The sequence below is a fragment of the Burkholderia sp. Ed8 genome, from assembly GCF_040761425.1.
Classification (GTDB): Bacteria; Pseudomonadota; Gammaproteobacteria; order Burkholderiales; family Burkholderiaceae; genus Burkholderia; species Burkholderia seminalis.
Genome location: NZ_CP142885.1, coordinates 2,339,560 through 2,358,252 on the forward strand (window position 1 = coordinate 2,339,560; position 18,693 = coordinate 2,358,252).

15 protein-coding genes and 3 pseudogenes are annotated in these 18,693 nt (G+C 67.7%); 7 read left to right on the forward strand and 11 right to left on the reverse strand.

The window, feature by feature from the left end; genetic code table 11:
* Positions 1 to 141: 141 nt before the first annotated feature.
* Positions 142 to 471 carry a DUF4148 domain-containing protein gene (locus VXM69_RS10685; protein ID WP_034189920.1) on the reverse strand — a complete coding sequence of 110 codons (330 nt, stop codon included), beginning with the start codon at positions 469 to 471 and terminating at the stop codon, positions 142 to 144.
* Positions 472 to 985: 514 nt separating this feature from the next.
* Between VXM69_RS10685 and VXM69_RS10690 the strand changes: the two genes are divergently transcribed.
* Complete coding sequence (locus VXM69_RS10690; RefSeq protein WP_034189921.1) at positions 986 to 1,384, forward strand: GreA/GreB family elongation factor; 399 nt, start codon at positions 986 to 988, stop codon at positions 1,382 to 1,384.
* A 179-nt stretch (positions 1,385 to 1,563) separates the two neighbouring features.
* On the opposite strand, the gene VXM69_RS10695 is transcribed toward VXM69_RS10690, so the two are convergent.
* Positions 1,564 to 2,679: a porin gene (locus VXM69_RS10695; protein ID WP_034189922.1), complete on the reverse strand. Its 1,116-nt coding sequence runs from the start codon at positions 2,677 to 2,679 to the stop codon at positions 1,564 to 1,566.
* Positions 2,680 to 3,266: 587 nt separating this feature from the next.
* Between VXM69_RS10695 and VXM69_RS10700 the strand changes: the two genes are divergently transcribed.
* Positions 3,267 to 3,638: a YXWGXW repeat-containing protein gene (locus VXM69_RS10700; protein ID WP_034189923.1), complete on the forward strand. Its 372-nt coding sequence runs from the start codon at positions 3,267 to 3,269 to the stop codon at positions 3,636 to 3,638.
* Between the two features lie 293 nt (positions 3,639 to 3,931).
* Here the strand turns inward: VXM69_RS10700 and VXM69_RS10705 are convergent, their stop codons facing one another.
* On the reverse strand, positions 3,932 to 4,318 hold the full coding sequence (locus tag VXM69_RS10705; protein ID WP_034189924.1) for a helix-turn-helix domain-containing protein: 387 nt from the start codon (positions 4,316 to 4,318) through the stop codon (positions 3,932 to 3,934).
* A gap of 332 nt (positions 4,319 to 4,650) precedes the next feature.
* Between VXM69_RS10705 and VXM69_RS10710 the strand changes: the two genes are divergently transcribed.
* The 3 genes from VXM69_RS10710 to VXM69_RS10720 all read left to right on the forward strand — a co-directional run bounded on the left by VXM69_RS10710 (position 4,651) and on the right by VXM69_RS10720 (position 8,076).
* Positions 4,651 to 5,127, forward strand: coding sequence for a nuclear transport factor 2 family protein (locus tag VXM69_RS10710; protein ID WP_226227654.1), 477 nt, complete (start codon positions 4,651 to 4,653; stop codon positions 5,125 to 5,127).
* A gap of 128 nt (positions 5,128 to 5,255) precedes the next feature.
* On the forward strand, positions 5,256 to 6,071 hold the full coding sequence (locus VXM69_RS10715) for a helix-turn-helix transcriptional regulator (RefSeq protein WP_226104071.1): 816 nt from the start codon (positions 5,256 to 5,258) through the stop codon (positions 6,069 to 6,071).
* 379 nt (positions 6,072 to 6,450) lie between these two features.
* The gene (locus VXM69_RS10720; protein WP_124671082.1) at positions 6,451 to 8,076 is read left to right on the forward strand and encodes an amidohydrolase; all 1,626 of its coding nucleotides are present in this window, start codon (positions 6,451 to 6,453) and stop codon (positions 8,074 to 8,076) included.
* 19 nt (positions 8,077 to 8,095) lie between these two features.
* Here the strand turns inward: VXM69_RS10720 and VXM69_RS10725 are convergent, their stop codons facing one another.
* From VXM69_RS10725 to VXM69_RS10735, 3 genes and pseudogenes are all read right to left on the reverse strand, one after another.
* Positions 8,096 to 8,707, reverse strand: a complete 612-nt coding sequence (locus VXM69_RS10725) for a cysteine hydrolase family protein (RefSeq protein WP_034189928.1) — start codon at positions 8,705 to 8,707, stop codon at positions 8,096 to 8,098.
* Between the two features lie 175 nt (positions 8,708 to 8,882).
* A complete protein-coding gene (locus tag VXM69_RS10730) occupies positions 8,883 to 10,133 on the reverse strand; it encodes an MFS transporter (RefSeq protein WP_367188566.1) in 1,251 nt (416 codons plus the stop codon).
* A 151-nt stretch (positions 10,134 to 10,284) separates the two neighbouring features.
* Positions 10,285 to 10,428 (reverse strand): annotated as a pseudogene (locus VXM69_RS10735) (MFS transporter); the annotation flags it as partial.
* Positions 10,429 to 10,461: 33 nt separating this feature from the next.
* Here VXM69_RS10735 and VXM69_RS10740 point away from each other — a divergent pair.
* A complete protein-coding gene (locus VXM69_RS10740; RefSeq protein ID WP_319001338.1) occupies positions 10,462 to 10,590 on the forward strand; it encodes a hypothetical protein in 129 nt (42 codons plus the stop codon).
* A gap of 27 nt (positions 10,591 to 10,617) precedes the next feature.
* Positions 10,618 to 10,746 (forward strand): annotated as a pseudogene (locus VXM69_RS10745) (SDR family oxidoreductase); the annotation flags it as partial.
* A gap of 99 nt (positions 10,747 to 10,845) precedes the next feature.
* Here VXM69_RS10745 and VXM69_RS10750 read toward each other — a convergent pair.
* The 5 genes and pseudogenes from VXM69_RS10750 to VXM69_RS10770 form a co-directional block, all read right to left on the reverse strand.
* A complete protein-coding gene (locus tag VXM69_RS10750; RefSeq protein ID WP_069706364.1) occupies positions 10,846 to 12,363 on the reverse strand; it encodes a cytosine permease in 1,518 nt (505 codons plus the stop codon).
* A gap of 197 nt (positions 12,364 to 12,560) precedes the next feature.
* Positions 12,561 to 12,716 (reverse strand): annotated as a pseudogene (locus VXM69_RS10755) (glutathione S-transferase); the annotation flags it as partial.
* A gap of 15 nt (positions 12,717 to 12,731) precedes the next feature.
* Positions 12,732 to 14,243, reverse strand: a complete 1,512-nt coding sequence (locus VXM69_RS10760) for an efflux transporter outer membrane subunit (RefSeq protein ID WP_367188567.1) — start codon at positions 14,241 to 14,243, stop codon at positions 12,732 to 12,734.
* A complete protein-coding gene (locus tag VXM69_RS10765; RefSeq protein WP_367188568.1) occupies positions 14,240 to 17,413 on the reverse strand; it encodes an efflux RND transporter permease subunit in 3,174 nt (1,057 codons plus the stop codon). The genes VXM69_RS10760 and VXM69_RS10765 overlap by 4 nt, the downstream gene beginning before the upstream one ends.
* A 13-nt stretch (positions 17,414 to 17,426) precedes the next feature.
* On the reverse strand, positions 17,427 to 18,623 hold the full coding sequence (locus tag VXM69_RS10770; protein ID WP_367188569.1) for an efflux RND transporter periplasmic adaptor subunit: 1,197 nt from the start codon (positions 18,621 to 18,623) through the stop codon (positions 17,427 to 17,429).
* Between the last annotated feature and the right edge of the window lie 70 nt (positions 18,624 to 18,693).

Genomic DNA, 18,693 nt, shown 5'->3' on the forward strand with positions numbered 1-18,693 from the left:
AGGCCCAAACGCGTCAGCGTCTGGGCGGAAAGCCGCCGACATGCGGCGACGGAGGTTCTGCTCCAGCGGGCGAACGACGCGCGCAAACGGCGCGCGTCTCGTCGTTTGAATGGTGCGCTCGGGCAGACCGGGGACGTTCGATTAGTTGCCGAAGTAGACCGAATTCACCGGATTCGGTGCTTCCCGCGTCACGCGGCGGCCGGCTTGGCCCGCGCCCGTCGCGACGGCGCCGTAGCCGCTCGTATCGGCCTGCGCGAGCATCGGCTGGTTCGGCTGGATCCGCTGTTCGGCTGCCTGGATGTTGCTCGGGTACTGCGCATCGCTCGCCAGCGGCTTGTAGCCGTTCTGTTCGAGTTGCACGAGTTCGGCCTTGACCTGGTCGCGCGTCAGCCCCTGTTCGGACTGTGCAAACGATGCGATCGGTGCGGCAAGGACGGATGCGGCGATGGCTGCGTAGATGATCGACTTCATGATTTACCTCCGGAATATGTTCTCTTTTGACGTCGCCTCGGCAGGACTCTGTCTGAAGCGAATGAATCCAGTGTAGTGCGCGTCACTCCAAGGGGAAACCCTTAGTTGGAACATACAGCGTTGCAATTTTGGAAAAAATCACCAAATATTTCCGCACACAGCCCGCGCAACTTGCGTTATATGCACAACAATCGCTGACGAAACGCCAACAGCCGGATCACATATCCCGAAGGTTGTGTTGTAGAATCGTAAGGTTTTAATCGCCAGCCGATATTCCATCCACCATGTACGCGCTCACGCTCCTTTCGGTTTCGCCGTCCGGCCCGGCCGGCGTGCGCGCGCACGCCGGCCATCCGGCGCATCCCCTCGCTCGACGCACGGCCCAGGCACCGCTCGCCCCTGCCCGGCGCCTGATCTGACGGCTCGGTCTCCTCCCGGAGCCAGGTTAGACAGGCTCCGGGCGATCCCCATAGGCACGCCACGCCTGCCCTTGCCGATCATTTGGAGAACTGCCATGAAACAACGCCTTTACCAGTTGACCGAACTCGACGTTGCTCGCCTCGAGAAGCACGCCGAACAGAACCCGCGCTTCCAGACCATGCTCGACACGCTGCTCGAGCGTGCCGACATCGTGCAGCCCGACGCCATCAAGGCCAATGTCGTCACGATGAACTCGCAGATCACGCTGCTCGACGAAGCGACCCAGGAACAGGCGACCTGGACGATTGTTTATCCGGACGCCGCCAATCTCGAACTCGGCCGCCTGAACGTCTTCTCGCCCGTCGGCATGGCGCTGCTGGGCACGCAGCGTGGCCAGATGGTCAAGGTGATGCAGCCGAGCGGCGCCGAAAAGCAGATGAAAGTCTCCGCGATCGTGTTCCAGCCGGAAGCCAACGGCGAGTACACGCGCTGACGTCACCGGCGGCCAGTGCCGCGCGCAACACCGACGCACAACGAAAAAAAGCGAGGCACGCGCCTCGCTTTTTTGCATCCGGACGACGCGAATCGTCGACATCACATTCCGCAGACAAAAAAAAGGCGCCCGAAGGCGCCTTTTTTGATGCTGCGAAGCGGGTTACCCCGCCGTCACGCTTAGAAGCGGTGACGCAGACCAACCGTTGCTGCGGTTTGGTTGATCGACGAGCTCGGCAGCGTGCTGACGTCGCCGTTGTAGATCGATGCGCCGATGCCGTTCTTCGCTGCACGCTGGTACACAGCTTGTGCGTAGACGTCCGTACGCTTCGACAGTGCGTAGTCAGCTTGCAGGCCGAACTGGTTCCAGTGCGTGCTGCCGTTGTTGATCTTCGCGTTCGTGTACGTGTAAGCAGCACCCAGGCCGAGAGCCGGCGTCAGGTTGTACTTTGCGTTGACTTCGTAGTTGTCGGTGCGCAGCGTGCTCACACCAACAGCATTGTTGTCGAGACGCGCTTGCGTCCACGCTGCGCCGACTTGCGCCGGGCCGAATGCGTAACCAGCAGCAGCGCCGTACGTACGGACGCGGCCTTGGCTAGCGATGCCACCGATCGCCGACGACGTTGCGCCGTTTGCGTTCGTGCCGTCACCCAGGTTCGCTTGCGAGTATGCAGCTGCGAGCTTCAGACCTTGGAACTGGTATGCAGCGCCCGCGCTGTATGCACGGTTGTTGCCGAAGTTCGTGTTGTTCGAGAACGAGTACGTGCCGCCGAATTGCAGGCCAGCGTAGTTCGCGCTCGTGTACTTGATCGTGTTGTTCTGTGCGACGTCACCGTTCGTGCTCAGACGGTCGAGGTTCAGCGGGTGCGCGAAGTACGTGCCGCCCCACGAGCCCGTTGCCGTCAGCGGCGCCAGGTAGTCTTGCGTTGCGTCATACTGCTTGCCCAGCGTGACCGTGCCGTACTGGCTCGACAGGCCGACGAAAGCCTGGCGGTTGAACATGCCGCCGTTGCCGTTCGCGAAGCGGCCGTTACCGATGTTGAAGCCGCTTTCCAACGTGAAGATTGCCTTCAGGCCGCCACCGAGGTCTTCCGAACCACGCAGGCCGAAACGGCTCTGGTCAATGCCCGAACCCATCGACCAACGCGACTTGCCAGCTTGGCCCAGTGCCGGTTGGACGTTGCTTTGGTAGGTGATGCCTGCGTCCAGCACGCCGTACAGCGTGACGCTGCTTTGCGCGTGAGCGACGGTAGCGAACGATGCTGCAGCTGCTGCAACGATCAGAGTCTTGTTCATTCGTGGAGCTCCCTTCTAAAAAGAGGCAGGTCTCGCGACCTTGTTCATAAACGGTCTTCAACCGCCCGGGAGTGCCATCGGTCCTGCTGGCCACGCCCGGATAGTTGCCCGTTTGGGAACCGTGAGTTTAGGGGTGTACCCTAGGGGAGCGATCCGCAAATAAAGAAATAAGCTTTTCCAGAACTAGAAATAATGAAAGTGGGGACCAGTCATAAGTATTTGTTTTAACGCTTGTTTTTGACCTCTTGACGACAGCATTTTGGAGGCCTTCATCGCACCATTCTTACATGTCATCGTCTTGACGGTTGCATAGAAACAACAAACGGATCCGGCCAAGCGCCCCAAAACAGTAATTTTTACCTGATTTGATCTCGATCTTCTGGCGTCGGGCGCCTAAAACACTGGCAACCATCGGTAAACAGAATGCAGCTGCCGCGTCGCGGGCGACATCCCCGTCAGCCGGCAGAAAGGAACAGGCGGTTTGCGCCTGCCGTGACACGCAGTAACAGCCTTAACCGCTCACGTAACCCGGCGGGCGTACCGGCAGGCTAATGTAAGGCAGCCTTCAATACTGCACAGGACACGCCATGAATCGACGCTCGTTGTTGCGCGCCATCGGATTGACCGCCGCATTTGCCGGGACCGGCTGGCTGCGCGCCGCCTCGGCCCAGCCCGCACCGCCCGTGTATCGGCCGTCCGGCCCGAACCGCGTACCCGGCGGGCCGCCGTACGACGATCGCCCGCATCTCGCGCCGCCGGCGGCCCGGCACGACCGCCGGCCGCCGCCGCCCCGGCCGCACGGCTATATATGGACGGATGGCTACTGGCGCTGGCAGCGCGGCCGCTATATATGGGTGTCCGGCCGCTGGGTCGCACGACGCCCCGGACGTCGCTGGGTACCCGGCTACTGGCGCCGCCAGGGGCCGGTATGGGTCTACGTCGACGGCTCGTGGCGATAGGCCGCCGCGCGGCGCCGGGCGACGACGGTCCGGCGCCGGACGGCACGCGGGAAGCGGCGCCGTTCGCGCCGTCGCATCAGGACGCGTGGCCCGCCATCAACGCACCGTCCCGCCCACGCCCGGACACCTTCGCGACACATACATCGACGCATCGTCCCGGTCATTCATCCTGACGGCACCGTTCGGATAACGAAATCAATCGATGCCGATGCAAACGCATCCGGTCGTGCGTCACCCCATCGCGCACCTTCCGCGGCACGCCGTGCATCGACGCAACGGTCCGTGCATTCCGCTCAACGCCCGCCACCGTCCAGTTCTCGCGCACGACGGCGCGCCGCGCAGATCGCGCGATGATGTTCGTCGGCCCACCGGATCATCGCCTGCATCGGCGTCAGGAACGAGCGCCCGAGCTCGGTCAGCGCATATTCGACGCGCGGCGGCACTTCGGCGAACAGCGTGCGGCTGACGAAGCCGTCCTGCTCGAGCCGCTTCAACGTACGCGACAGCATCTGGTTCGACACATCGCCGATCGCGCGGCCGAGTTCGTTGAAACGCATCGTTCCGCCGGACAGCGCCTCGAGCACGAGCAGGCTCCACTGGTCGCCGATGCGATCGAGGACATCGCGGATCGGGCACGGCTGATCGAGTTCGACGGATTCGTCGGCGGACGGCAACGGCATGACTGGACTCTCTTTCACGGGCAACGCATGGTCATCGCGGTGTGACCTGTTCACACCGCGATGACTTCTTGTGACGGGTTCGCGGCAACTGTACCATTCGATCGCCCCGACAACTGCCGGGATTCGCCAGTTCAACGAAACATGACGATGGCGCGGCGCCGCCGTATCGGCCGCAGTAACGATGCATGCGTTGCGTCCGATCGCCGCGCATCGGCCGGCATGCGTGCCGGCGGTTTCGCGCGACCGACCGTCGTCGATCGTCACGAGCGTCGCCCCCGCAGTCGCGCATCACATGCGCGCATCCACGAACCGTCAGACAAGGAAATCGCTACATGTCATCGTTCCGCTCCCTCGCTCGCGTCGTTGCCGCATGCGTGTTGCTGGCCGCATCGGCGGCTGCGCCGGCTGCCGCCCCGGCTCCCCGCGACCTGGCCGCCGAGGAGGCCAACCGCCAGCTCGTGCTGACGTTCTACGACCGCTTCTTCAACAAGCATGAAGCGGTCGAGGCCGCCACCGTCGTCGCGGACGACTACAAACAGCACAACCCGCACGTGCCCGACGGCAAGAAACCGTTCGTGTCGTATTTCGTCGGCGCATTCCAGAAGAACCCCGCCTCGCGCGCACGCATCGTCCGCAGCGCGACCGACGGCGACCTGGTGTACCTGCACGTGCACGCGACCGAGCGTCCGGGCGATCGCGGCGAAGCGGTGGTCGACATCTTCCGCGTGAAGGACGGCAGGATCGTCGAGCACTGGGACGTGATCCAGCCGGTGCCCGAAACGGCCGCGAACCGGAACACGATGTTCTGACGCGCGGGCGGCGGGCAAGCGCGGGTGCCCTGCGCGCGCGAAGTCCCCTACAATCGTGCTTCGCCGCCGCTCCGGTGCAGGCGAAGCACGGCCCGCCAAGGCGGCCGTTCGCGAAGACGGTGTCAACGATGAACCCCGCCCATATCTCCCTGAGCAACGCCGGCGACCTGGTCGCCAGCCTCGGCAGTCCGCAGTTTCCCGCCCGGCTTTGGGCGTGGCTGCGCGAAACCGTCGATCCGCAATCCCATTACAGCGTCGCGACGCGTTACCGGCGCGACGCGCCGTCCCACTCGGTCAACAGCGTCGACGTGCTGTTCTTCGCCGGCGGCGACGATCCCGACGGCACGCGCCACGCACTCGATCTGTATACACAGGGCGACTGGCGCGACGACACGCTGCTCCCGCATATCGAGCGCGCGACCGATTCGCAGCTCGTGTTCTCCTGCAATGACGAAATCGACACGGCGACCGAGTACGGCCGCCAGTTCGCGCTCGGCGACCTCGGCGAGGACTGCACGCTGCTCGGCAGCGAGCGCGACTATGTCTATGCATTCTCGCTGTTCCGCCGGCGCGGCCAGCCGTCCTATACGCTGGCCGAACTGGCGCTGCTGCGGCAGCTCGGCGATTTCGTGCTGCCGCTGCTGATCCAGCATGCGCGGCTCGCCCGCCTGACGCCGCGCTCGGACGACGGCGCGCTGCTGCTGCGCTTCGAACAGCGGCTGTCGGCCAGCGGCGCGGCGCTGTCGCAGCGCGAGCGGCTCGTCTGCCGCGCGGTGCTGCAAGGCCGGCCCGTCCCGCAAATCGCCGACACGCTCGCGCTCAAGGCCAGCAGCGTGCGCACCTATCTCGGCCGCGCGCTCGCGAAGCTCGGCGTCGCGAACCGCGCCGGGCTGTTCGCGTGGTGCGTGACCGAAGACGAAGCGCAGGAAGACCGCAGCCGGTAAACGCCGCCTTTGTCGCACGTTGTCCTCAAAACGACGACAGACAGCCGGCCGCCCCGCTCCTAGTATCTGACTCACCCGACGGCAGCAACGCGTCGGATACCACGGAGACACGGCATGCCGATTACCGGATCGACGCCGGCCTGCACGGCCGCAAGCGCGTCGCTCATCGATTCGCCGATACGGGCCCGTCGGCGAAACCGGCATGACGCTCCGGCAGCCGTTGCCGACCTTCGCCACGGCGCAGCAGCGCCGCCACGCGGCGCCGGCACGTAACCCCTCTCATCCCGTTCCACCCCGACCGGGCGCACGCGACCGGACGAGCCGCACGGCCCGCCCGCCGGACACGCGCGCCCGTCGATCCCCTACCCGGAGGAGACACATGCAACACGCCGATACCGTCTATCTGAACGGCCTGCTTTACACGGGCGACGCGCAGCGCCGCTTCGCGCAGGCGCTCGCCACCCGGGACGGCAAGATCGTCGCGGTCGGCCGCGACGACGACATCCGCCCGCTGGCCGGCCCCGCGACGCGAAGGGTCGATCTCGCCGGCCGGCTGATGCTGCCGGGCCTCATCGACGGTCACGTGCACCCGCTCGAAGGCCATCAGATCCTCGGCGACTTCGACCTGTCCGGCATCAACGATCCCGGCACGATCCTGCAGCGTATCCGCGCGTGCGCCGATGCGACGCCGAACGAGCCGTGGGTCTATCTCGGCGGTGCGAACCTCGCCGCGTTCGGCACGTATCCGACCCGCGAACTGCTCGACCAGATCGTGCCCGACCGGCCGCTGCTCGTGGTCGGCTTCGACGTGCACAGCGGCTGCCTCAACACGAAGGGACTCGAAGCGGCCGGCATCCGGGCCGATACGCCCGATCCGTCCGGCGGCGTGATCGAGCGCGACGCCTCGGGCGCGCCGAACGGCGTCGTGCACGAAGCGGCGTTCTACCGCGTGTGCCCGCTCATTCCGCAACTGAGCCCGGCCGGCTACCCGAAATCGCTCGCCAAGGCGCACGCGATGGCGCACGGCTACGGCATCACCGGCTGGTTCGATGCACGCGTCGACGAAGCCGAGCTCCAGGCCTATGCCGACGCGCAGCGCGCGGGCACCCTGAAGGCGTACATGAGCGCGGGGCTCTACGCAAACCCGCGCCGCGACCCGCGCGAGCAGATCGAGCGCTTCGCCGCGTGGCGCCGCGAATACGAGCGCGACAACCTGCGCCTGCACACGGTGAAGATCTTCGTCGACGGCGTGCCGGAATCGAAAACCGCCGCGCTGCTCGAGCCGTATGCGGGCACCGACGACTGCGGCCTCGCGCTGTGGAGCCAGGACGCGCTGAACGAAATCTGCCTGCTCGCCGATACCGCCGGCTTCGACCTGCACTTCCACACGCTCGCCGACCGCGCGGTGCGCATGACGCTCGACGCGCTCGAACATGTCCAGCGCCGCAACGGCATGCGCGACCGGCGCGCGCAGCTTGCGCACCTGCAGCTCGTCGATCCGGCCGACATGGGCCGCTTCAACCGGCTCGGCGCGATCGCAAGCGTGCAGACGCTGTGGACGGCCGCCCGCGAGGAGCAGCAACAGCTCTATCGCGACCTGCTCGGCGCCGAGCGCACCGCGCGCAACTATCCGTTCCGCAGCCTGCGCAACGCGGGCGCGATGCTCGCGGCCGGCTCCGACTGGTCGGTCAGCACGATGGACCCGATGCAGATCATCCAGACGGGTGTCACGCATCGGCTGATCGACCAGCCCGACAGCCCGCCGTGGAACCCGCACGAACGGCTCGACCTGCTCACGATGCTCGAGGCCTACACGGTGAACACCGCCTACGCACTGCGTTTCGACGACTGCACCGGTTCGCTCGAAGCGGGCAAGGACGCGAGCTTCGCGATCCTCGACCGCAATCCGTTCGCGCACCCGGTCGAGACGTTCGCGCAAACCCGCGTGATCGAGACGTGCTTCCGCGGCGAAGTCGTGCACGCGGTGCCCGGCTGGGCCGACTGAGCGCCGGCCCGCGCCGTCGTCAGGCGACGTCGAGCGCCAGGACCTGTTCGGTCGTCAGCACGTCGCCGAACGTGTCCGACAGCGCGGCCAGCGTCGCGCGATGGAGGTCGCGGTGCGGCACCGTGCCGCCGTCCGCGACGTCGAGATCGCGCGTCGCGCACGCGTCGTCGACGACGATCACCGCATAGCCGAGCGGCACCGCATCGCGTGCCGCGCCGGCCACGCACGCATGCGTCATCAGGCCCGTGACGATCAGCGTGTCGACGCCGGCCGCCTTCAGGCGCGCGTCGAGGTCGGTCGTCGGGAACACGCTCACCGACGTCTTCTTCACGACCGCGTGGTGCGGCGCCGGCTGCAGGTCCGCGTGGAAGCGAAACCCGTCGCTGCCGTCGGCGAAGATCGGGCTGTCGGCCGCATCGACATGCTGGACGTGAAATACCGGAATGCCCGCGCGGTCGGCGAACGCGATCACGCGCCGCGCATTGCCCAGCGCGCGCGGCCCGTCCGGAATCGGCAGGCGGCCGCTGAAGTATTCGTTCTGGAAATCGATCACCAGCAGCGCGCTGCGGGCGGCGTCGATCGACGTCGGCGCGGTCGCGCCGGCCAGGGTACGGATGGTCGGGTGTTGCATGGGTCGCTTCCTTTCGGTTCGCATATTGACGAGACGGCGCGTCGGGCCGGCCGGCGCCGCCGGACGCGGCCCGATCCTTCCGCGGCCGCGAGGCGCCAGTGTCGGGCCGCGCGGCCTCGCGCGACAGCCGCACACGGGACAACGTCCGACAGGATCGGGCCAACGTGCGTGCCGCTTACGACAGCGCGGCCGTCCGGGCGCCCGGCCGCGTCCGCCCGTACGCGGCCATCATCACGAAGCTGAGCAGGAAGCCCGCGCCGCCGATCAGCAGCAGACCGGTCTCGCCGAACACGGGCAGCAGGTTGGTCAGCGCGCCCGTGACGACCCACGCGACAGCCATCACCGAGCCCGCGACGCCGAGCGCCCAGCCCTGCCGGTCTTCGCTGACGGCGTCGGAGAACGCCGTATACATGGTCGTGTACGCCACCATGTCGAAACAGCCGACGACCATCGCGAGCGCCCACAGCACGGGTTCGTGCGGGAACCATGCCGACAGGATCTGGCCCAGCCCGGCGACGAGCAGGCCCGTCTTCGCGATGTCGATCACGCGCCACACGCGCAGCATCAGCCGCACGACGAACAGCAGGCCGAACACGAAGCAGATGCCGATCACGCCGCTGAACAACCCGAGCCGCGCGCTCGTATAGCCGAATTTCGCCTGCAGCAGCAGCATGATGGTCTGCAGGTACAGCCCGTAGCCGACCTGCATCAGGAAGAACACCACCGACAGGAACGCGACGTTGCGCTGGCGCGCGGCTTCCCAGATGATCCGCAGCGGCAGCAGCGGATCGATGCGCGTATCGCCGCGCGGCGCGGCCGAGTCGCGATACGATGCCCAGGTCCAGCACGCACAGACGAGCGACAGCGCGGCGACCAGCACGAACGGCGTGCCGTAGTCGAACAGCGGCGAGATCGTCCGGTCGGACGTGACGCCACCGAGCACCGGGCCGACGATCACGCCCGCGCTGAACGCGAGCGACATGATGCTCATGTTGTACGCCTTGTTCTCCGGCGTGCTCAGGTCGGTGATGGCCGCCTGCGCGATGCCCTGGCAGCCGGCCATCAGGCCGGTGAGCCCGCGGCCGGCCAGCAGCAGCGCAACGCTGGCGTGCCACGCACCGGCCGCCATCATCGCATAGCCGGCCGCGAGGCCGAGCACGCACAGCAGCAGGATCCTGCGGCGGCCGTAGCGATCGGACAGCTCGCCCATCAGCGACGAGCCGAAGAACATGCACAGCGGGTAGATCCCGTAGCCGAGACCGAGATAGAAATTGCGCAGATGCGCGCCGGCGTCGGCCGGCAGGATGCCCGCGCGCGGATCGCTGAAGATCGCGGACATCATCGGGTAGACGAGCCCGAATCCCATCGCGTCGAGCGCGATGGCGAGCAGACAGGGGCCGAGCAGCGTGTAGTCGAGCCGGGACATGGCGACCTTCCGGAAGGAGTGGATGACCGCCCAAGCGTAATGACCGGGCGGCGGCCGCGGTAGGCCGCCGCCCGCGATGCTAACCATCGGCTGCGCCGCTACCCGGCACGGCGCCCGCGCCGATGGGTCACCGGGGCGCGGCCGCCGGCCGCTACCTGGCGCTCAGCGGTTCGCCCTGGAATTGCCGGCGTGCGACCACGCACGGCGCGCCGTCGCGCATGAACACGCTCGCGAGCAGCCCGAACGATGCCGCGAACAGCACGTACCAGGCGGGCGCGACGGGCGAGCCGGCCGCGTGCGCGACCTGTTCGCGCACAAGATCGCGCTCATGCCGCTCCCCGGCCCCATGATCCGCCAGACGATCGGCCTGAGCTTCCTGCACCGCCACGAACGCGATCCGAACCAGCTCGCGACCGCGTGCCGGCGGCTGGCGGTCAAGGGGCCGACCGCACGGTAGCACGTCGATCGCCACGCAGCCCTTGCCGCGCGCATCGGCGAGCCCGACGAAGCGGGCAGCCTCGTGCTGTTCCTCGCGTCCGACGAATTCGCGTATTGCACGGGGTCGGAATTCATCGTCGACGGCGGGATGCTCGCGGGCTGCACACTCGACTGATCGGCCGCGCTGCCGGAAACGGAAACGCCAACGCCGCCAGCGGCTCGACCCGCGCGGCGGCGTTGGCGCTTCAGGACATGGAGCAAGAGGCCACGCCGCTCAATACCCCTTCGGCTGGATCGCCGGCGCACCGGCACCGCGCGCGCCGTGCCTGCCGCCGCGCACGAAGCGGCGCCCGCGCGGGCCGTACACGCCGTCCGGCTCCGGATACAGTGTCAGCAAGACGAAGTACAGCATCCCGCCCACCGCCAGCGACACCGGCACGCTCAGGTCGAGCCCGTCCGCGAGGTGGCCGAGCGGCCCGACGAACTGGCCCGGCAGGTTCACGAACGCGAGCCCGACCAACGCGGCCGGCAGCCATGCGCCCATCGCGCGCAGGTTCCAGCCGTGCGTAAACCAGTAGTGGCCGCCGCGCAGCCCGCGATTGAACACCTGCAGGTCGTCGGCGAGATAGTAGCCGCGGCGCGTCACGTAGCCGATCACCATGATCGCCATCCACGGGCAGCTGAACGTATCGATCAGCGTCGAGAACGTCGCGACGCTTTCGACGAGGTTGAACCAGAAGCGGCCGACGAAGATGAACGCGATCGCGATCGTGCCGATCAGCAGCGTCGCGCGGACGCGGTTCAGGATCCGCGGGAACATGCTCGAGACGTCGAGGCCGGTGCCGTACAGCGCGGTCGTGCCGGTCGACATCCCGCCGATGATCGCGATCAGGCACATCGGCAGCAGGAACCAGCGCGGCGAGATCGCGAGCAGCCCGCCGACGTAGTCGTTCGACGCAATGAACGCGGGTGCCTTCGACGCGATGATCGTCGCGGTCGCAAGGCCGAAGAAGAACGGCACGAACGTCGCGACCTGCGCGGCGAACACCGCGCCCATCACGCGATGCCTCGGCGTGTGCTGCGGGATATAGCGTGCCCAGTCGCCGAGCGTCGACGCGAACGACACCGGATTGCTCAGCGCGACCAGCACCGCGCCGACGAACGCGGCCCAGAAACCCGTGCTGCCCCGTTGCAGCGTGCCCGCATAGTTCATGTCGAACAGGCCGGCGAACGCGAACAGGCCCGCGACGAACAGCACGCTCGCGGCCCACACGGCGATCTTGTTGACCCACAGCATGAAACGGAAGCCGTAGATGCAGACGATCAGCACGAGCACCGCGAACACCATGTACGCCGCGCCGAGCGTGAAGCCGTTGACGGGCACACCGACCATGTCGTGCGCGCCGCCGACGAGCGCGTCGCCGGAGCTCCACACCGCGAGCGAGAAGAACGCGATCGACGTGAGCAGCGCGAGGAACGAGCCGACGATCCGGCCGTGGATGCCGAAATGCGCACCGGACGACACGGGGTCGCTCGTGCCGTTGCGCGGGCCGAACAGGCTCATCGGCGCGAGGATGCACGTGCCGGCGAGCACGCCGAGCACGATCGCGCAGACACCGGCCTTGAACGACAGCCCGACCAGCACCGGAAAGCTGCCGAGCACCGATGTGGAAAACGTATTGCAGCCGCCGAACAGCAACCGGAACAGATCGATCGGCCGCGCATAGCGCGATGCATCGGGAATGCGCTCGAAACCGAACGACTCGACCTGCGTAATCCTGCCTTCACCCATGTTGTCTCCCACTCCTCTGGTGCGCCTGTAAGGCTCTGCGGCCATACGACGCATCGTCATCGATTCGCGGCCACTCTAAACCGGATCGGCGGCCGCAAATATCACGCATTCGAGACGTTTACGACGAAGGAGAGCAATGTTTCCCGGCGGGCAGGCGGCCGGTGCCCGCGCCGTCCGTACGGCGCGGGCGATGCGAATCAATGCGCCGCCACGGCCGCCGGCGCGCGGCAGGCGATCAGGCCCCGCTGAACGGCCGGCCGCGCGGCGATGTCGGCCAGCCAGCGTTCGACGTGCGGGAAACCGGAAACGTCGAGATCGAGCCCGGCCGCCGTACGCAACCACGGAAACGCCGCGCCGACCGCCTCGCGCTACTTCCCCGACTGCGCAAGCGGGCCTTGCGCCCCCTGCCCCGTGCCCGACGGCCAGCCGCCCGCGAGCGCCTTGTACAGCGCGACCGTCGACGCCGCGCTGCGCATCCGGCCGTCGGCCGCCGCGTCCTGCGCCTGCAGCAGCGTCCGTTGCGCGTCGAGCACTTCGTAGTAGTCGATCGCGCCGGCCGAAAAGCGGGTCTGCGCGAGCTGCGCGGCGCGCGCGCTGTCGTCGGCCGCGCGTATGAGGTGCGCGGTCTCGTCGCGCGTGCGGGCAACGCGCAGCAGCGCGTTCTCGGTTTCCTCCAGCGCGCCGAGCACGGTCTGCCGGTACTGCGCGAGCTGGCCGGCCGCTTCCGCGTCGCTCGCGGCGATCCGCGCGCGCACACGGCGGACGTCGAGGAACGACCAGTCGATGCCGAGCGCGATCAGGTTCGTGTCGCTGCCCGCGCGGAAGAACCCGTAGCTGCTCGTCGCGCTGCCGAGCAACCCCGACAGCGTGAAGCGCGGAAACAGGTCGGCCGTCGCGACGCCGACGCGCGCGGTCGCCGCGTGCAGCCGCGCCTCGGCGGCCGCGACATCGGGACGCCGGCGCAGCAGGTCGCCCGGCGTGCCGGGATCGAGGTCGGCGGCCAGCGCCGGGAGCGGCACCGGCGTGCCCGGCGACGCACCGGTTTTCGGCGGACCGAAGCGGCCGATCAGCGCATCGGGCGTCTGCCCGGTCAGCACCGCGAGCCGGTGCTCGTCGACGCCGATCGCGGCTTCGTACACGGCGATCCGCGACGTCGTCGATTCGTACTGCGCACGTGCTCGCGCCGCATCGAGGTCGGAGCCTCGCCCCGCGCCGACGCGCGCATTGATCAGCGCAAGCGTCTGCTGCTGGTTGTCGGCGTTCTCGCGTGCGATTCGCAACCGCTCCTGCGAGCCGCGCAGATCGACGTACGTGCTCGCCACTTCGCCCGCGATCGCGACGCGCACCGCGCGCACGTCGGCCGCGCTCGCGGCCGTTTCCGCGCGCTGCGACTCGATCGAGCGCCGCACGCGGCCGAACAGGTCGAGTTCCCACGCGGCGTTGATGCCGATGTTCGACGTCGGCGTGTCGCGCTGGCTGCGCGGCGCGCCGAATGCCTGATCCTTGCTCATCAGCTGATGGCCGATCTGGCCGCTCGCGGTGATCGTCGGATAGCGGTCGAACGTTGCTTGCGACAGCAGCGCGTTCGATGCGTCGTAGCGCGACACGGCCACTTGCAGGTCCTGGTTCGCCGCGAGCGCCGCATCGATCAACTGCGTCAGCACCGGATCGCCGAAGCCGCGCCAGAACGCGGCATCGGCGGCGGCCGACGCATCGGGCGGCATATCGGGCGGCGACGCGTCGCGCGGCGTCGCCGGATGGCCGTCGCGCGCGAACCGTGCGGCCGTAGCCATATCGGGCCGCTTGAAATCGGGGCCCACCGCGCACGCGGCAAGCGTCAACGACATCGCGAGCGCGGAAAGTCGAAAAGCGGCGCTCATCGGTTTTCTCCTTCGAGGGTGCCGTGCTGTTCGCTCCAGACGGCCGGCGTGCCGCCCGCGAGCTTGCGGATCGCCACATAGAACACGGGCGTCAGGAACAGCCCGAACAGCGTGACGCCCAGCATCCCCGCGAACACGGTAATGCCGGTCGCCGCCCGCACCTCGCTGCCCGCACCGCTGCCGATCAGCAACGGCACCGAGCCCGCGATGAACGCGACCGACGTCATCACGATCGGGCGCAAGCGCAGCTTGCATGCGTCGAGCGCCGCCTCGATCACGCCCTTGCCCTGGATTTCGAGTTCGCGCGCGAATTCGACGATCAGGATCGCGTTCTTGCACGCGAGCCCCATCAGCACGACGAGACCGACCTGCACGAACACGTTGTTGTCGCCGCCCGACAGCCACACGCCGAACAGCGCCGCGCACATGCACACGGGCACGATCAGGATCACCGCGAGCGGCAGCGTCCAGCTCTCGTACAGCGACGCGAGCACGAGAAACACGAGCATCACCGCGAGCGGGAACACGACGATCGCCGCGTTGCTCTGCGTGACCTGCTGATAGCTGAGGTCGGTCCATTCGAGCGTGATGCCCGGGGGCAGCACGTCCTTCGCGATCTGCTGGAGCTGCGCGATCGCCTGCGACGACGACATCATCTTCGGATCGGCATCGCCGATCAGGTCGGCGGCCGGATAGCCGTTGTAGCGGACGACCGGGTCGGGCCCATACGCGGGCCCGACCGTCACCATCGAGCCGATCGGCACCATCTCGCCGTTCGCATTGCGCGTGCGCAGGTTCGCGATGTCGGCGGCCGTCTGCCGGTGGCCCGCGTCGGCCTGCGCCATCACGCGATACACGCGGCCGAAGAGATTGAAGTCGTTCACGTACATCGAGCCGAGATACACCTGCAGCGTATTGAACAGGTCCGTCAACGCGACGCCTTGCGCCTTCGCCTTCAGCCGGTCCACCTTCACCTCGAGCTGCGGGATGTTCGCCTGGTACGAGCTGACGGGATAGCTCATCCCCGGCGTCTTCGCGACCGCGGCCTGGAACGCGGACAACGCCTTCTGCAACTCGCCGTAGCCGAGCCCGCCGCGATCCTCCAGGTACAGCGCGTAGCCCGAACCGTTGCCGAGACCCTGGATCGGCGGCGGCATCAGCGCATAGGTCATGCCGCCGTCGATCGCCGCGAAGCGCGCGTTCAGGTCCGCGTTGATCTGCGCGGCGCTGCGGTGACGCCGGTCGAACGGCTTCAGGATCACGTACGAGTTCGTGATGTTCGGCGTGTTCACGCCCTGCAGCGCGTTCAGCCCCGCGAACGCCGGCACCATCTCGACGCCGTCGGTGCCGAGCGCGATCTTCGTCATCTGCTCGGTCACCGCGCTGGTGCGCGCGAGCGATGCGCCTTCCGGCAGCTTCGCGCCCGCGAACAGGTACAGCTTGTCCTGCACGGGGATGAAGCCGCCCGGCACCGCGTTGAACAGCAGCGCGGTCGCCGCGAGCAGCGCCGCATAGACGGCGAACACCACGCCGCGCCGCTTCAGCGTGCGGCCGACGACGCCGTGATAACGATCGGAGCTGCGCTCGAAGAACCGGTTGAACGGATGAAACAGCCAGCCGAATGCGCGATCGAGCGCGCGCGTCAGCGCATCCTTCGGCGCGCCGTGCGGGCGCAGCAGCTTCGCGGCGAGCGCCGGCGACAACGTCAGCGAGTTGATCGCGGAGATCACCGTCGAGATCGCGATCGTCACCGCGAACTGCTTGTAGAACTGGCCCGTGACGCCCGACATGAACGCCATCGGCACGAACACCGCGCACAGCACGAGCGCGATCGCGACGATCGGCCCCGACACCTCGCGCATCGCCTGGTGCGCGGCATCGCGCGGGCTCAGCCCCTGCGCGATGTTGCGCTCGACGTTTTCGACGACGACGATCGCATCGTCGACGACGATCCCGATCGCGAGCACGAGCCCGAACAGCGTCAGCGTGTTGATCGAATAGCCGAGCAGGTAGAGCCACGCGAACGTGCCGACGACCGACACGGGCACCGCGACGAGCGGAATGATCGACGCGCGCCATGTCTGCAGGAACAGGATCACGACGAGCACGACCAGCACGACGGCCTCGATCAGCGTGTGCTGCACCGCGCGGATCGACTCGCGCACGAACACCGTCGGGTCCCACACCGGGCGGTACGCGACACCGGGCGGAAACCGCTTCGACAACGCGTCGAGCTTCGCATACACGGCCTTCGCGACATCGAGCGCGTTCGCGCCCGGCGACAGGAAGATGCCGACCACGGCCGAATGCCTGTCGTTGAAATACGAGCGCAGCGTGTAGTCGCCCGCGCCGAGCTCGATGCGCGCGACGTCGGACAGCTTCACGACCTGGCCGTCGTCGCCGTTGCGCAGCACGATGTCGCCGAACTCCTGCACCGTGCGCAGGCGGCCGCGCACGTTGATCGACACGAGGAAGTCGTTCCGCTTCGGCGACGGTTCCGCGCCGAGCTGGCCGGCCGACACCTGCACGTTCTGCTCGCGCACGGCCGCGATCACGTCGCTCGCGGTCAGCCCGCGCGACGCGAGCCGGTTCGGGTCGAGCCACAGCCGCATCGCATAGTCGCCGGAGCCATACACGCCGACGTCGCCGATGCCGGTGAGCCGCGACAGCTCGTCCTTCACATGCAGCGTCAGGTAGTTGCGCAGGTACAGCGAATCGCGGCTGTTGTCCGGCGAGTAGAGGCTCACGTACATCAGCGGTGTCGGCGACTGCTTCTGCGTGGTCACGCCGTACTGGCGCACCTCGTCGGGCAGGCGCGACAACGCCTGGCTCACGCGGTTCTGCACGCGCACGGCGGCCGTGTCGGGATCGACGCCCTGCAGGAACGTGACGACGACCTGCAGGCTGCCGTCCGATCCCGCCACCGACTTCATGTACATGATGCCTTCGACGCCGTTGATCGCTTCTTCCAGCGGTTCGGCGACCGATTCGGCGATTTCCTTCGGGTTCGCGCCGGGATAGGTCGCCCGCACGACGACGCTCGGCGGCACGACTTCCGGATATTCGCCGGCCGGCAGCATCGGAATCGAGATCAGGCCGATCGCGAAGATGACGATCGACAGCACGACCGCGAAGATCGGCCGGTCGATGAAGAATCGGGAGAAATCCATTGCGTCGCTCCCGTCAATGCGCGGCAGGCGTGCCGGCGTCGGCCACGGCCTGCGCGGCGCGACCGGCCTCGGCGCGCGCGGGCAGCGCCTTCGGCTTCACCTGCGCGCCCGGATAGTAGATCCGCTGCACGCCGTCGACCACCACGCGGTCGCCTGCCTGCAGCCCCTTCTCGACGATCCGCTCTCCCTCCAGCTCGCGGCCGATCGTCACGTCGCGGCGCAGCGCCTTGTCGCCCGGGCCGATCACGTAGACGTACTTGCGGTCCTGGTCGGTCAGCACGGCCTTGTCGTCGACGAGCAGCGCATCCTCGTCGCGGCCGCTGACGAGCTGCACGCGCGCGTACAGGCCCGGCGTGAACGTATGATCCGCATTCGGCAGCCGCACGCGTGCGCGGATCGTGCCGGTCCGCGGATCGAGCCGGTTGTCGAGGAAATCGACGGTGCCAGCGTGCGGGAAGCCCGTCTCGTTCGCGAGGCCCACGCGCACGGGATCGGCGCCGATCGCGCGATGCTTCGGATCGGCGCGGCGCGCGTTGTAGCGCAGGTAGCTCTGCTCGTCGCAGTCGAAATACACGTACACGGGATCCTGCGACACGACGGTCGTCAGCAGCGTGTCGTCCGCGCGCGCGAGGTTGCCGACGGTCGCGACCGCGCGGCCGACACGCCCGGCGATCGGCGCGCGCACTTCGGTGAAGCCGAGATTGAGCTTCGCGTCGGCGACGGCCGCATCGGCCGCCTGCAGGTCCGCGCTTGCCTGCTCGGCGGTCGCGCGCGCGTTGTCGAGTTCTTCCTGCGACGTCGCATGCGCATCGATCAACGTCTGCACGCGCTTGAGCTGCACCTGGGCGAGGCTCGCGGCCGCACGGGCGCGCTGCTGCTGCGCGCTGGCGCGGTCGAGCGCGATCCGGTACGGGCGCGGGTCGATCTCGAACAGCAGCGCCCCCTGCGCGACCGCGTCGCCTTCCTTGTACGCGACACGCTGCAGATAGCCGCTTACGCGCGGCCGCAGTTCGACCGCATCGACCGCTTCGACGCGCCCGTTGAACGCGTCCGCGAGGCGGACCGTGCGCGGCGCGACCGTGGCGACGCCGACTTCGGGAAGGGGCTGGGCCGACGATGTGCCTTTGCCGTCGTGACAGCCCGACAACGCCAGCAACAGTGCGCAGGCGGCGCTCAAAGGCGACGTCCTGCGTAGGGATAAGGAGAGCATGATGCCTCGCGACGGGTTAAACTGCCGCGTAGCATAAAAGTTGAAGTTAACTTCAAGTCAAGCTTTCCCG